The sequence below is a fragment of the Pseudomonas sp. Ma2-10 genome (assembly GCF_054330215.1).
Genome location: NZ_JBTEYL010000012.1, coordinates 93,529 through 108,049, shown reverse-complemented (window position 1 = coordinate 108,049; position 14,521 = coordinate 93,529). Strand labels below are relative to the sequence as shown.

At 60.3% G+C, this 14,521-nt stretch carries 11 protein-coding genes; 10 read left to right on the top strand and 1 reads right to left on the bottom strand.

Features of this window, described 5'->3' with window-relative positions; genetic code table 11:
• Positions 1-65: 65 nt before the first annotated feature.
• The 10 genes from hutH to mdoH all read left to right on the top strand — a co-directional run bounded on the left by hutH (position 66) and on the right by mdoH (position 13,333).
• The gene (hutH, locus tag ACXPVS_RS16240) at positions 66-1,598 is read left to right on the top strand and encodes a histidine ammonia-lyase (RefSeq protein ID WP_458510836.1); all 1,533 of its coding nucleotides are present in this window, start codon (positions 66-68) and stop codon (positions 1,596-1,598) included.
• A gap of 72 nt (positions 1,599-1,670) precedes the next feature.
• Positions 1,671-3,080 carry an amino acid permease gene (locus tag ACXPVS_RS16235; RefSeq protein WP_458510835.1) on the top strand — a complete coding sequence of 470 codons (1,410 nt, stop codon included), beginning with the start codon at positions 1,671-1,673 and terminating at the stop codon, positions 3,078-3,080.
• Between the two features lie 16 nt (positions 3,081-3,096).
• The gene (gene hutI, locus ACXPVS_RS16230) at positions 3,097-4,302 is read left to right on the top strand and encodes an imidazolonepropionase (RefSeq protein ID WP_458510834.1); all 1,206 of its coding nucleotides are present in this window, start codon (positions 3,097-3,099) and stop codon (positions 4,300-4,302) included.
• 10 nt (positions 4,303-4,312) lie between these two features.
• Positions 4,313-5,113, top strand: a complete 801-nt coding sequence (gene hutG, locus ACXPVS_RS16225; protein ID WP_458510833.1) for an N-formylglutamate deformylase — start codon at positions 4,313-4,315, stop codon at positions 5,111-5,113.
• A gap of 127 nt (positions 5,114-5,240) precedes the next feature.
• On the top strand, positions 5,241-6,191 hold the full coding sequence (choX, locus tag ACXPVS_RS16220) for a choline ABC transporter substrate-binding protein (RefSeq protein ID WP_458510832.1): 951 nt from the start codon (positions 5,241-5,243) through the stop codon (positions 6,189-6,191).
• Positions 6,188-7,108 (top strand): alpha/beta hydrolase, encoded by a 921-nt coding sequence (locus ACXPVS_RS16215; RefSeq protein WP_458510831.1) that lies wholly within the window; start codon positions 6,188-6,190, stop codon positions 7,106-7,108. The genes choX and ACXPVS_RS16215 overlap by 4 nt, the downstream gene beginning before the upstream one ends.
• 113 nt (positions 7,109-7,221) lie before the next feature.
• Entirely contained in the window at positions 7,222-8,193 is a 972-nt protein-coding gene (pip, locus tag ACXPVS_RS16210) for a prolyl aminopeptidase (RefSeq protein WP_458510830.1), read from the top strand.
• Positions 8,190-8,627, top strand: coding sequence for a D-aminoacyl-tRNA deacylase (gene dtd / locus ACXPVS_RS16205; protein WP_458510829.1), 438 nt, complete (start codon positions 8,190-8,192; stop codon positions 8,625-8,627). Before pip ends, dtd begins: the two co-directional genes overlap by 4 nt.
• 319 nt (positions 8,628-8,946) lie before the next feature.
• The gene (locus ACXPVS_RS16200) at positions 8,947-10,770 is read left to right on the top strand and encodes a glucan biosynthesis protein (protein ID WP_458510828.1); all 1,824 of its coding nucleotides are present in this window, start codon (positions 8,947-8,949) and stop codon (positions 10,768-10,770) included.
• On the top strand, positions 10,763-13,333 hold the full coding sequence (mdoH, locus tag ACXPVS_RS16195) for a glucans biosynthesis glucosyltransferase MdoH (protein WP_458510827.1): 2,571 nt from the start codon (positions 10,763-10,765) through the stop codon (positions 13,331-13,333). Before ACXPVS_RS16200 ends, mdoH begins: the two co-directional genes overlap by 8 nt.
• Positions 13,334-13,669: 336 nt before the next feature.
• On the opposite strand, the gene ACXPVS_RS16190 is transcribed toward mdoH, so the two are convergent.
• A complete protein-coding gene (locus ACXPVS_RS16190; RefSeq protein ID WP_458510889.1) occupies positions 13,670-14,383 on the bottom strand; it encodes a methyl-accepting chemotaxis protein in 714 nt (237 codons plus the stop codon).
• Positions 14,384-14,521 lie beyond the last annotated feature (138 nt).

Here is a 14,521-nt window from a genome sequence, read left to right as displayed (position 1 = left end):
GACGGACAACGGACCTCTCCGGAGCGTCTGGTGAGTTAATAAGAAGCTCTCAAAAGGAGAATGATGTGACTACGCTTAATTTGATTCCTGGCCAACTGAGCCTTGCCCAACTGCGTGATGTTTATCAGCAACCGGTCAAAATCACCCTCGACAACAGCGCCTCGGCGCAAATCGAAGCCAGCGTTGCCTGCGTGGAACAGATCCTCGCCGAGAACCGCACCGCGTATGGCATCAACACCGGTTTCGGCCTGCTGGCCTCGACCCGTATCGCCAGCGAAGACCTGGAAAACCTGCAGCGTTCGCTGGTGCTGTCCCACGCCGCCGGTGTCGGTGAACCAATCAGCGACGCACTGGTTCGACTGGTCATGGTGCTCAAGGTCAACAGCCTGAGCCGTGGTTTCTCTGGCATTCGACGCAAGGTCATCGACGCCCTGATCGCCCTGATCAATGCCGAGGTTTACCCGCACATTCCATTGAAAGGATCGGTCGGTGCATCCGGTGACCTGGCGCCTTTGGCCCACATGTCGCTGGTGCTGCTGGGCGAAGGTAAGGCTCGCTACAAAGGCGAGTGGATGGAAGCAACCGAAGCGCTGAAAGTCGCCGGTCTGACCCCGCTGACCCTGGCTGCCAAAGAAGGTCTGGCGCTGCTCAACGGCACTCAGGTGTCCACCGCTTACGCGCTGCGTGGTCTGTTCGAAGGTGAAGACCTGTTCGCTGGCGCTGTGGCGCTGGGCGCACTGACCGTTGAAGCCGTGCTGGGCTCGCGCTCGCCGTTCGACGCGCGTATCCACGCCGCGCGTGGCCAGAAAGGCCAGATCGACGCCGCTGCCGCTTACCGCGATCTGCTGGGCGAGCGCAGCGAAGTGTCCGACTCGCACCAGAACTGCGAAAAGGTCCAGGATCCGTACTCCCTGCGCTGCCAGCCCCAAGTCATGGGCGCTTGCCTGACCCAGTTCCGTCAGGCCGCCGAAGTGCTCGCCATCGAAGCCAACGCCGTTTCGGACAACCCGCTGGTATTCGCCGCTGAAGGCGACGTGATCTCCGGCGGTAACTTCCACGCCGAACCGGTCGCCATGGCCGCGGACAACATGGCGCTGGCCATCGCGGAAATCGGTTCCCTGAGCGAACGTCGTATCTCGCTGATGATGGACAAGCACATGTCGCAACTGCCGCCGTTCCTGGTGGCCAATGGCGGCGTGAACTCCGGTTTCATGATCGCCCAGGTGACGGCTGCGGCACTGGCCAGCGAGAACAAGGCGCTGTCCCATCCGCATTCGGTGGACAGCCTGCCGACTTCCGCGAACCAGGAAGACCACGTGTCCATGGCGCCGGCTGCCGGCAAGCGCCTGTGGGAAATGGCCGAAAACACTCGCGGCGTTCTCGCGGTGGAATGGTTGGCGGCCTGCCAGGGTCTGGACCTGCGTGATGGCTTGAAGACGTCTTCGAAGCTGGAAGAAGCCCGCGCGATTCTGCGTGCGCAGGTGCCTTTCTATGAGAAGGATCGCTTCTTTGCGCCGGACATCAACGCGGCGAGCGAGTTGTTGGCGACCCGTTGCCTCAACGCACTGGTGCCGGCGACGTTGCTGCCGAGCCTGTAAGTCTGATGATCGTTCCCGCGCGGGAGCGTGGGAACGACCATTTCCGCCAATAAAAATAATAAGGACCGAGCAATGCAACAGCAAGCAACAGGACTCAAACGCGGGCTCTCTGCCCGACATATTCGCTTCATGGCGCTGGGGTCGGCGATCGGCACCGGGCTGTTTTACGGTTCTGCCTCGGCCATTCAAATGGCCGGTCCTGCGGTCCTTCTCGCTTACCTGATCGGTGGCGCGGCGGTGTTCATGGTCATGCGCGCCCTCGGCGAGATGGCGGTGCACAACCCGGTGGCCGGCTCTTTCGGCCACTACGCCAGCACCTACCTGGGGCCGATGGCGGGCTTCATCCTCGGTTGGACCTACGCGTTTGAAATGGTCATCGTCGGCATGGCCGACGTCACCGCATTCGGTATTTACATGGGTTTCTGGTTTCCGGAAGTCGCCCGTTGGATCTGGGTGCTGGGCATCGTCTCGGTGGTCGGCGGCTTGAACCTGTGCAACGTCAAAGTCTTCGGTGAAATGGAGTTCTGGCTGTCGTTGCTCAAGGTCGGGGCCATCGTCGCGATGATCCTGGGTGGCTTCGGCATCATGTTGTTCGGCATCAGCACGGCCCCCGGCGCCCAGGCGACCGACATCAGCAATCTCTGGAGCCATGGCGGCTTCATGCCCAATGGCGTGGGTGGTCTGATCGCTTCGTTTGCGGTGGTGATGTTTGCCTTTGGCGGCATTGAAATCATCGGCGTAACGGCCGGAGAAGCCAAAGACCCGCAGCGCGTGCTACCCAGGGCGATCAATGCCGTACCGTTGCGTATCCTGCTGTTCTACGTGCTGACGATGTTCGTATTGATGTCGATCTTTCCTTGGCAGCAGATCGGCAGCCAAGGCAGTCCATTCGTGCAGATTTTCGACAACCTGGGGATCAGCTCGGCAGCGACCATTCTCAATATCGTGGTGATCTCGGCGGCGGTGTCGGCGATCAACAGTGACATCTTCGGCGCTGGCCGCATGATGTACGGTCTGGCCCAGCAAGGGCATGCGCCCAAAGGCTTCGCCCGCTTGTCACGCAATGGCGTGCCATGGATGACGGTAGTCGTGATGAGTGGCGCGCTGCTGCTAGGCGTACTGCTGAACTACCTGATTCCGGAAAACGTCTTTCTGTTGATCGCCTCTATCGCCACCTTTGCGACGGTGTGGGTCTGGTTGATGATTCTGTTCACCCAAGTGGCCATGCGTCGTTCCATGAGCCGCGAGCAGGTCGCCCAACTGAAATTCCCGGTGCCGTTCTGGCCCTATGCGCCGATGGCAGCGATTGCGTTCATGCTGTTCATTTTCGGCGTGCTCGGCTACTTCCCGGATACCCAGGCAGCGCTGATCGTTGGCGTAGTCTGGATTGTGCTGCTGGTGCTGGCCTACCTGACGTGGGTCAAACCAGCGGCAGGTAAAGCGGCACTGGTGGCGCGAGACCCTGATTTTTCTCATCGATAACCTAACGGAGGCCAGGATGAAAACGCTCTGGCAACACTGCAACGTTGCAACCATGGCGCAAGGCGTCTACTCGATCATCGAGGATGCGGCCATCGTGACGTCCGGTGCGCACATTGAGTGGATCGGCCCACGTGCTGAACTGCCGTCGGGTGAATACCCGGCGGTCAACGACCTGAAAGGGGCCTGGGTCACGCCGGGCCTGATCGACTGCCACACCCATACGGTGTTTGGCGGTAACCGCAGCGGTGAGTTCGAACAGCGTCTGCAAGGCGTCAGCTATGCAGAAATCGCAGCGGCCGGTGGCGGTATCGCCAGCACCGTAAGCGCCACTCGCGCGGCCACTGAAGAGGAACTGTTCGCCAGTGCCGCCAAGCGTCTGAAGAGCCTGATGCGCGACGGCGTGACCACGGTCGAAATGAAATCAGGCTACGGCCTGGACCTGGCCAGTGAGCGCAAGATCCTGCGGGTCATCCGCCGTCTCGGCGCCGAGTTCCCGGTCAGTGTGCGCAGCACTTGCCTGGCCGCTCACGCCTTACCGCCGGAATACGCGGATCGTGCCGACGACTACATCGATCACGTCTGCGCCGCCATGCTCCCGGCCCTTGCCGCCGAAGGGCTGGTGGATGCGGTGGACGCATTCTGCGAATACCTGGGGTTTTCGCCGGCGCAGGTCGAGCGGGTGTTCATCACCGCGCAGAAGCTCGGTTTGCCGGTGAAGCTGCACGCCGAACAGTTGTCGTCGTTGCATGGTTCGAGTCTGGCGGCACGTTACCACGCACTGTCGGCCGATCACCTGGAGTTCATGACCGAAGACGACGCCATCGCCATGGCGGAATCCGGCACCGTCGCGGTGCTGCTGCCCGGCGCGTTTTACTTCCTGCGGGAAACCCAATTGCCGCCGATGGAGGCGTTGCGCAAACACGGCGTGAAAATCGCCATCGCCAGCGACCTCAACCCAGGCACTTCACCAGGGCTGTCGTTGCGTTTGATGCTGAACATGGCGTGCACCTGTTTCCGCATGACCCCGGAAGAAGCCTTGGCGGGTGCAACGATTCATGCCGCCACGGCGCTGGGCATGGCTCAAACCCACGGTTCGCTGGAAGTCGGCAAGTGTGCAGATTTCGTCGCCTGGCAAATCGACCGTCCAGCCGACCTGTCGTACTGGCTGGGCGGCGACCTGGAAAAACGCGTCGTGCGTCACGGCGTTGAAGTGAGCATTTAGGAGAACAGTTGTGAATAAGGTTCTGAACTTCAAACAAGGTCGCGTACCGCTGCTGATCAGCATGCCCCACGCCGGTCTGCGCCTGACCCCGGCGGTTGAAGCCGGGTTGATCGCCGAGGCGAAATGCCTGCCGGACACTGACTGGCATATCCCGCAGCTTTACGCATTTGCTGGCGAACTGGGCGCCAGCACGTTGGCCGCCGAGTACTCGCGTTTTGTCATCGACCTGAATCGACCGTCTGACGACAAGCCTTTGTATGTCGGCGCGACCACCGGCCTGTACCCGGCGACGCTGTTCGATGGCATTCCGTTGTTCCGTGAGGGCATGGAGCCGTCAGCGGCGGAACGCACGACTTACCTGGAGCAGATCTGGACGCCGTACCACAACACGTTGCAGAACGAGCTGGCGCGATTGAAAGCCGAGTTTGGCTACGCGTTGCTGTTCGATGCGCACTCGATCCGTTCGATCATCCCGCACCTGTTCGACGGCAAACTGCCGGACTTTAACCTCGGCACCTTTAACGGCGTCAGTTGCGATCCACAGTTGGCCCCTCAGTTGGAAGCCATCTGCGCGCGCCACGGCGATTACAGCCATGTGCTGAACGGTCGCTTCAAGGGCGGCCACATTACCCGGCATTACGGCAATCCGGCCGAGGACATCCATGCGGTGCAACTGGAGTTGTGCCAGTGCACGTATATGGAAGAGTTCGAGCCGTTCCGTTATCGCCCGGACCTGGCGGCATCGACTCAGGTGGTGCTCAAGGAATTGCTGCAAGGGTTGTTGGCTTGGGGCGAACAGCACTATCAGTGATAGTCGCCACCGTGCAAAACACGGTCGCTACCGTTCGCTTTTGCCGTCTCGGCGCTGCGTAATGTTATGGGCACGGTGCGTGAAGACACCGGGCCCATAATAATCTGCTGCCAAGCGAGCCCTCCCGATGAATCGACTGTTCAACCGCTGTCTGTTAATCCTCACCGGTGCTGCTCTGCTGAGCACCAGCGTTCTGGCCAGTGACGACGCTTCCTGCAAGGCCGTGCGCATGGGCGTGGTCAGCTGGACCGACGTGATCGCCACCAGCGGCATGGCCGATGTGTTGCTCAACGGCCTCGGTTACGAAAGCAAGCAAACCAGCGCCGTGCAGCAAATCATCTTCGCCGGCATCCGCGACAAGCGCCTCGACATCTTCCTCGGTTACTGGAAACCGGCGATGGACAAAAACATCGCGCCGTTTGTGGCCGCCAATCAGGTGAAGGTCATGGACAAACCGAGCCTGGCCGACGCCCAGGCAACCCTCGCCGTACCGGAGTACGTCGCGCAAGCAGGCCTGAAAACCTTCGCCGATATCGCCAAATTCAAGGATCAGCTCGGCGGCAAAATCTACGGCATCGAGCCGGGCAGTGGCGCCAATACCACCATCAAAACCATGATCGAGACCAATCGTTTTGACTTGAAGGATTTCAAGCTGATCGAGTCGGGTGAGGCCGGCATGCTTGCCGCCGTTCAACGGGCGGTCAATCGCAAGGAATTCGTGGTGTTCGTCGGCTGGACCCCGCATCCGATGAACATCAACATGAAAATCGCCTACCTGACTGGCAGCGAAGACGTTTACGGCCCGGACGAAGGCGCCGCCACCGTCTCCATCGTGACCGCCCCGGACTACGCCCAGCGCTGCCCGAACGTAAACCGTCTGCTGGAAAACCTGACCTTCACCGCCGCCCAGGAAAGCCAGTTGATGGTGCCGATCATGGAGCGCCAGACACCTCAGGACGTTGCCAAACAATGGCTGCGTGATCATCCGGACGACCTTCAACGCTGGTTGGCAGGTGTCAGCAGTTTCGATGGCAAGGACGGCGTGGCAACCGTTCAGGCCTATTTGAAGCCTTTATGAGTTCCTATCCGTTATCCGAGCAGATGACGGCGTTCGTCGAGAAAACCGTCAGCTTCAACAGCACCGACAACCGCCTCACCGAGTTGCGCCAGGCCTACAGCGCCATGTGCCGGGCGTTCACCCCGTCCCGTCCCGCCGGGCTCGATGTGGTCGACTTTGAATTGGCCGGCGTGCCATTACGGTCTTATCAACCGCCGGTTTCGTCACCGACCAGCGGTTGCCCGTGCATCGTTTATCTGCACGGCGGCGGGTGGGTGGTGGGGGGGCTGGACTCCCACGACTTCATCTGTGCCGACCTGGCCTCGACGCTCGGTGTGCGGGTGATCGCCGTCGATTATCGGTTGGCGCCGGAACATCCGTTTCCGGCGGCGTTTGAAGACTGCCTGGGTGTCTGGCGCGCGCTACGGACCGGGCCATTCCAGCTCGATCCTGAGCGTACGCTGGTGGCCGGGGACAGCGCCGGAGGCAACCTTGCGGCGGCGTTGTGTCTGGCGTTGCGCGATGCAAGTGAGCCATTGCCGGCTGCGCAAGTGCTGATTTATCCGGGGCTGGGCGGTGATCACCGATTGCCGTCGCGCAGCGAATGCGTCGATGCTCCTTTGCTCAGCAGCCGTGATGTGGATTGCTATCACGCGTTGTACTTGCGCGGTATCGGACAACCGAGTCCCTATGCGATGCCGTTGCTCGCAGAGGATTTCAGCGGCCTGCCGCCGGCATTGATCGCCGTGGCGCAATTCGACCCGCTGCGCGATGACGGCATGCTCTACGCCGAGCGCCTGAATGCAGCAGGCGTAGCCGCGACGCTTTATTACGGGGAGGGGTTGGTTCACGGCTGTCTGCGGGCTCGGGGGCAGGTCGCCGAGGTTGATGCACTCTATGAAACGCTGCTCGGCTATTTGTCCGAAAAAACGGGCTGAAAAACTCTGACTCTGCAAGGCATGCTCATTGGCGTAATTCGGGTTTATGATGCCGGACGGCAGAATATTAGAAGTCCCCCCAGGGATGACCTCGACCCCTTACGGAGCGCGCAATGCAGACTTTGTACCCGCAGATCAAACCCCACGCCCGGCACGATCTGGCCGTCGATGAAACCCACACGTTGTATGTCGACGAAAGCGGTTCACCGGAAGGTTTGCCGGTCGTGTTCATCCACGGCGGCCCCGGCGCCGGGTGTGATGCCCAGAGCCGTCGGTATTTCGATCCGAACCTGTATCGCATTGTGACCTTCGACCAGCGCGGTTGTGGTCGTTCAACGCCTCACGCCAGCCTGGAAAACAACACCACCTGGGATCTGGTCGCCGACCTTGAGCGAATTCGCCAGCACCTTGGCATCGATAAATGGGTGTTGTTCGGCGGTTCATGGGGTTCGACCCTGGCGCTTGCCTACGCGCAAACCCACCCGGAGCGTGTGCACGGCCTGATTCTGCGCGGGATTTTTCTGTGCCGCCCGCAGGAAATCGAGTGGTTCTACCAGTGTGGCGCCAGTCGTCTGTTCCCCGATTACTGGCAGGACTACATCGCGCCGATCCCACTGGACGAGCGCGAAGACTTGCTCTCGGCTTTCCACAAGCGCCTGATCGGCAACGATCAGATTGCCCAGATGCACGCGGCCAAGGCCTGGTCCACCTGGGAAGGCCGCACTGCCACCCTGCGCCCGAACCCGATGGTGGTCGATCGGTTCTCCGAGCCACAGCGCGCGCTGTCCATCGCCCGCATCGAATGCCACTACTTCACCAACAATGCGTTCCTTGAGCCCAACCAACTGATCCGCGACATGGGCAAGATCGCTCATTTGCCTGGCGTGATTATCCACGGCCGCTACGACGTGATCTGCCCGTTGGATAACGCCTGGGAACTGCACCAGAACTGGCCGAACAGTGAATTGCAGGTGATCCGTGACGCCGGTCATGCCGCCTCCGAACCTGGCATTACTGATGCACTGGTTCGTGCCGCCGATGTAATGGCCCGTCGTCTGCTCGACCTGGCCCCTGAAGAAGCATGAAGGGCCTGCTGCAACGCGTGCTTGGCGCGCGAGTCGAGGTGGCGGGGGAGGTGGTTGGCGCCGTCGATCAGGGTTTGTTGGTGTTGGTGGCGGTCGAGCCCGAGGATACTCGGGCCAGCGCCGACAAACTTCTGCACAAACTGCTTAACTATCGGGTGTTCAGTGACGCCGAGGGCAAGATGAATCTGTCCCTGTCGGACGTCGGCGGTGGGTTGTTGCTGGTCTCACAGTTCACCCTGGCCGCCGATACCAAGAGCGGCTTGCGCCCGAGTTTTTCGACCGCCGCCCCCCCGGCCTTGGGCGAGGAGCTTTTCGACTATCTATTAGGTAAGGCGAAACAGGTGCATGGCACTGTGGCATCAGGTAGATTCGGCGCGGATATGCAGGTGCACCTGGTCAATGACGGTCCGGTCACCTTCCTGTTACAGACCTGAAAGCGCTGATACATGTTTTTAAGGGTTTTTCGCCTAAAAACAGGCGTTTTTCGCGATAAATACTTTGTTACCCCTGATGCGTTGTAACGCGGCCTACTAGATAATCGCGCGCTACGGGGATCAGCGTTCGTTGGTCCGTTTTGACTTAGGTAGAGACTTGTCCTGGACCTCTTGGGGAATCATTTAGCCCCATAGGGGTCGGAACAATGCTCGCCAACTTGGCAAGAGTGGTCTGTAGGGTCGGTTTTTTATGCCTCACACCTCACAGGCACTTTAACTGGCCGTTGGTTTTTTGATCTGTTTTCGGCGAGGGTTGCTCGTGATTGTTAGTCCCTGTAATGCTCCAAAATTGTCTGCCAAACGGTTACGAAGCGCTTTGGTAGCGGGCTCTGCACTGCTCTGCCTGCTCAGCGCCGGTCAGCTTTGGGCATTCAATCTGGATGATGTATCGGTCAAGGCAAAAGAGCTGGCTGAGCAGAAATACGAAGCTCCGCGCAGCAACCTGCCGAACGAGTTTCGCGAGATGAAATTCGCGGACTATCAAAAAATTCGCTTCCGGACCGAAAAAGCCGAGTGGGCCGATCAGAAAACCCCGTTCAAGCTGTCGTTCTATCACCAGGGTATGCATTTCGATACGCCGGTGAAAATCAACGAAATCACAGCAAACACCGTCGAAGAGATCAAGTACGACCCCAGTCGTTTCGATTTCGGCGACGTGAAGTTCGATCCTAAAGCCACCGAAGAACTGGGTTATGCCGGTTTCCGTGTGCTGTACCCGATCAACAAGGCTGACAAACAAGACGAAATCATGACCATGCTCGGCGCGAGTTACTTCCGCGTTGTCGGCAAGGGCCACACCTATGGCTTGTCCGCTCGCGGCATGGCCATCGATACCGCGTTGCCGTCCGGCGAAGAGTTTCCGCGTTTTACCGAGTTCTGGATTCAACAGCCCAAGCCGGGTGACAAGCATTTGGTGATCTTCGCCCTGCTGGATTCGCCACGCGCGACCGGTGCCTATCGCCTGATCCTGCGCCCGGGCAGCGACACCGTTGTCGACGTCAAGGCCAAGATGTTCCTGCGTGAGAAGGTCACCAAGCTTGGCATTGCGCCGCTGACCAGCATGTTCCTGTTCGGCGCCAATCAGCCGTCGAAAGTGCTGAATTACCGTCGCGAACTGCACGATTCCAGCGGTCTGTCGATCCATGCCGGCAATGGCGAGTGGATCTGGCGCCCACTGAATAACCCGAAACACCTGGCGGTGAGCAATTTCTCGATCGAGAACCCACGCGGTTTCGGCCTGCTGCAACGTGGCCGCGACTTCAGCCACTACGAAGACCTCGACGACCGCTACGACAAGCGCCCAAGTGCCTGGATCGAACCAAAAGGCGATTGGGGCAAGGGCTCCGTCGATCTGGTCGAAATTCCGACTGCAGACGAAACCAACGACAATATCGTTGCGTTCTGGAGTCCGGAAACACTGCCTGAGCCGGGCCAACCGCTGGACGTCGCTTATCGCATGCACTGGACCATCGACGAAGCCGCGCTTCACGCACCGGACAGCGCCTGGGTTCAACAGACCCTGCGTTCCACGGGTGACGTGAAACAGTCCAACCTGATCCGTCAGCCAGACGGCAGCGTTGCTTATCTGGTGGACTTCGAAGGCCCATCCCTTGCTGCATTGCCGGAAACGGCGGACGTTCGTAGCCAGGTCAGCATCGGCGAGAATGCCGAGCTGGTCGAGAACAGCGTACGTTACAACCCTGAAACCAAGGGCTGGCGCCTGACGCTGCGGATGAAAATCAAGGATCCGGGCAAGCCTACCGAGATGCGTGCTGCGCTGGTCGAGAGCATCGTGCCTGCCGACCTGGCCAAAACATCGGTGCCATCGTCCAATTCTTCCGTCGCCAAGGCCGACAAAATTGCCGCCCGACAGCAGGCGAAGATGGACAAGGAAGCCAAGGAAACCAAGCAAGCTGAGGCCAAGCAGGCCGACGCCAAGCCAGTTGCAGAGACGAAGAATAAGGACAACAAAAACGCCAAGCAGCCAGTCGCTGCAGACGCGGCCCCAGCCACACCGGAATCGGCACCGACTGTAGAAGTCCTGACCGAGACCTGGAGCTACCAGTTGCCTGCCGATGAGTAATTCTCAAGCACAGCCAGAGACTCTTGCCGAGTATCTGGCGCACCTGCCGATGACCGACGAGCAGCGCGCGGAACTCGCGGGCTGCAAGTCTTTCAGCGAATTGCACGAACGCCTGTCGTCCTCGACGTTCGACGCGCCAACCGAGGCGGCTCAAGCTTCGGTGGGACGTCGTTTGACCCTGAACACCGCCGAAGAACTGGCCGACGCGCAAATGCTGGTGCTTGATGCCAGCGGCCGGGTTTGCCTGCGGGCAACCCCGCCGATTCGTCGGACCAAAGTCGTGCCGGAGCCGTGGCGCACCAATCTTCTGGTGCGTGGCTGGCGGCGTCTGACCGGTCGCAAGAATCCACCGGCCCCGCCGAAAGATGAGAACGTGCTGCCAGCGGCTCGCTGGCGCACTGTCGGTTCGATCCGCCGCTACATTCTGCTGGTACTGATGCTCGGTCAGACCATCGTTGCCGGCTGGTACATGAAAGGCATCATGCCGTACCAGGGCTGGTCGTTCGTCGACCTGAACGAAGTCCTGCATCAGCCGTTCCTGCAAACCGTCACACAAGTCCTGCCATATGCACTACAAACCAGCATCCTGATTCTGTTCGGTATTCTGTTCTGCTGGGTATCGGCCGGTTTCTGGACCGCACTGATGGGCTTTCTGGAGCTGCTCACCGGTCACGACAAGTACCGCATTTCCGGTAAAAGCGCCGGCAACGAGCCGATCCCCAGGGACGCTCGCACCGCACTGGTGATGCCAATCTGCAACGAAGACGTGCCACGGGTGTTTGCCGGTTTGCGGGCGACCTTCGAGTCGGTTGCGGCCACGGGTAACCTGGATCGCTTCGACTTCTTTGTCCTCAGCGACAGCAACGATGCCGATATCTGCGTTGCCGAGCAACAAGCCTGGCTGGACGTCTGCCGTGAAGCCAAGGGCTTCGGCAAGATTTTCTATCGCCGCCGTCGCCGCCGCGTTAAACGTAAAAGCGGCAACCTCGACGACTTCTGCCGTCGCTGGGGCGGCGACTACAAGTACATGGTCGTGCTCGACGCGGACTCCGTGATGAGCGGCGACTGCCTGACCAGTCTGGTGCGCTTGATGGAAGCCACGCCGGACGCCGGTATCATCCAGACCGCGCCGCGCGCGTCGGGCATGGACACCCTTTACGCGCGTATGCAGCAGTTTGCGACCCGTGTGTACGGTCCGCTGTTTACCGCCGGTCTGCACTTCTGGCAGCTGGGTGAATCCCATTACTGGGGCCACAACGCCATCATCCGTATGAAGCCGTTCATCGAGCACTGCGCCCTGGCGCCGTTGCCCGGTAAAGGCGCGTTTGCCGGTGCGATTCTGTCCCACGACTTCGTCGAAGCTGCGCTCATGCGCCGTGCCGGCTGGGGCGTGTGGATTGCCTACGACTTGCCGGGCAGCTACGAAGAGTTACCGCCGAACCTGCTGGACGAACTCAAGCGTGACCGCCGCTGGTGTCACGGCAACCTGATGAACTTCCGGTTGTTCCTGGTAAAAGGCATGCACCCGGTGCACCGTGCGGTGTTCCTGACGGGCGTGATGTCTTACTTGTCGGCGCCTTTGTGGTTCTTCTTCCTTGTGCTGTCGACGGCGCTACTGGCGGTCAACACACTGATGGAGCCGCAGTACTTCCTTGAGCCACGTCAGCTGTATCCGTTGTGGCCACAATGGCACCCGGAAAAGGCGATTGCGCTGTTCTCGACCACCGTCGTGCTGCTGTTCTTGCCGAAGTTGCTGAGCATCATCCTGATCTGGGCCAAGGGCGCGAAAGAGTTCGGTGGCAAGTCCAAGGTGACGATGTCGATGCTGCTGGAAATGCTGTTCTCCATGCTGCTGGCGCCGGTGCGGATGATTTTCCACACCCGCTTCGTGCTCGCCGCGTTCCTCGGCTGGGCCGCGACCTGGAACTCGCCACAACGTGACGATGACTCCACGCCATGGGGCGAAGCGGTCAAACGCCACGGTCCGCAAACCTTGCTGGGCTTCTTCTGGGCCCTGTTGGTGATCTGGCTGAACCCGAGCTTTCTCTGGTGGCTGGTGCCGATCGTCGGTTCGTTGATGCTGTCGATTCCGGTGTCGGTGATCTCCAGTCGAGTGGGCCTGGGCCTCAAGTCCCGTGACGAGAGCCTGTTCCTGATCCCTGAGGAATACAATCCGCCACAGGCGTTGCTGGCGACCGACCAGTACACCCACGAAAACCGTTGGCATGCGCTGAACGACGGCTTCATCCGGGCAGTGGTCGATCCACAGCAGAACGCCTTGGCGTGCTCGCTGGCGACTTCACGCCACCGTGAGGTCGAGCTGATCGAATGGATGCGGATCGAACGGGTGCGTCATGCGCTGGAAGTCGGGCCTGAGGGTCTGAACAATAATGAGTGCCTGCAACTGCTCAGTGATCCGGTAGCTCTGGGTCGTCTGCATGAGCAGATCTGGAACGAAGCTCAGCCCGAGTGGCTGAACGCGTGGCGTAAGTCGGTGAAAGCCGATCCCCATGCGCCGCTGTTGCCGCTCAAACCGCTGAGTGTGCAGCCTCAGTTGGCCTGACAAAAAACCCCGCGAAAGCGGGGTTTTTTATGATCGCGTCAGGCTACAAATCCTGTGTAAACCCTTGTGCAAACGAGCGGGCGTCACGGCATTGGTTGCAGTCCACGCGGCGCACGCCGGTGCCATCGATGACGCGAGATCATCGTGGTGGGCTCGGGTGGTCTTCGCCCTGCTGAAGGGGCAGAGCGAATACCAAACAAAAGTCAGCTGAGCGCTTCCCCTCAACCATAGAATCTCCCACAGGGGATGTGTGTCGATCACAAAACCTGTGTGGAAGCGAGCTTGCTCGCGATGGCATCACCTCGGTCCTGTATGAACCGAGGAACCCTCATCACCTCAAACCTTGAATCGGCCAACCAGCATCTGCAGATGCGTCCCCAACCGCGCCAGCTCAACGCTGGACGCCGCGGTCTCTTCACTGGCTGCCGAGGTCTGCTCGGACACATCGCGCACGTTCAGCACGCTACGGTTGATCTCTTCGGCCACGGCGCTCTGCTGTTCTGCCGCGGCAGCGATCTGCTGGTTCATCGACTGAATCGCCGAGACGGTGCGGGTAATGCTTTCCAGCGAGCCACCGGCGCGACGGGTCAGTTCGACGCTGCTGTCGGTCAGGTTGCGGCTATTGTCCATGATGGTCGCCACTTGCTGGGTGCCGGTTTGCAGGCCGACGATCAGCTCTTCAATTTCTTCGGTGGACTTCTGCGTGCGCTGGGCCAGGCTGCGGACTTCGTCGGCGACCACTGCAAAACCCCGTCCGGCCTCACCGGCACGGGCGGCCTCGATGGCGGCGTTGAGCGCCAGCAGGTTGGTTTGCTGGGCCACGGATTTGATCACGTCGAGCACGCTGCCGATCTTGTCGCTTTCGCGTTTGAGATGAGCCATGGCTTCGGTCGAGTTGCCGACTTCCTTGGCCAGTCGCTCGATCTGGGCGATGGCTTCGCCGACCACTTTGTCACCTTCGCGGGCCTGCTGGTCAGCGGCGACGGCGGCTTCGGACGCTTCTTCGGCGTTACGCGCGACTTCCTGCACGGTGGCGGTCATTTCGTTCATGGCGGTGGCCACCTGGTCGGTCTCGACCTTCTGGCTGTTGACCCCGGCGCTGGTCTGCTCGGTGACGGCTGACAGCTCTTCGGCGGCGCTGGCGATTTGGGTCACGCCATCGCTGATACCGCCGATCAACTCGCGCAG

Bases quoted from the DNA above. Each gene is read 5' to 3' on its own strand.
- ACXPVS_RS16190 (WP_458510889.1), bottom strand. From the start codon at position 14,383: ATGAACGAAATGACCGCCACCGTGCAGGAAGTCGCGCGTAACGCCGAA.
- ACXPVS_RS16215 (WP_458510831.1), top strand. From the start codon at position 6,188: ATGAGTTCCTATCCGTTATCCGAGCAGATGACGGCGTTCGTCGAGAAA.
- choX (WP_458510832.1), top strand. From the start codon at position 5,241: ATGAATCGACTGTTCAACCGCTGTCTGTTAATCCTCACCGGTGCTGCT.
- mdoH (WP_458510827.1), top strand. From the start codon at position 10,763: ATGAGTAATTCTCAAGCACAGCCAGAGACTCTTGCCGAGTATCTGGCG.
- pip (WP_458510830.1), top strand. From the start codon at position 7,222: ATGCAGACTTTGTACCCGCAGATCAAACCCCACGCCCGGCACGATCTG.
- ACXPVS_RS16235 (WP_458510835.1), top strand. From the start codon at position 1,671: ATGCAACAGCAAGCAACAGGACTCAAACGCGGGCTCTCTGCCCGACAT.
- hutI (WP_458510834.1), top strand. From the start codon at position 3,097: ATGAAAACGCTCTGGCAACACTGCAACGTTGCAACCATGGCGCAAGGC.
- dtd (WP_458510829.1), top strand. From the start codon at position 8,190: ATGAAGGGCCTGCTGCAACGCGTGCTTGGCGCGCGAGTCGAGGTGGCG.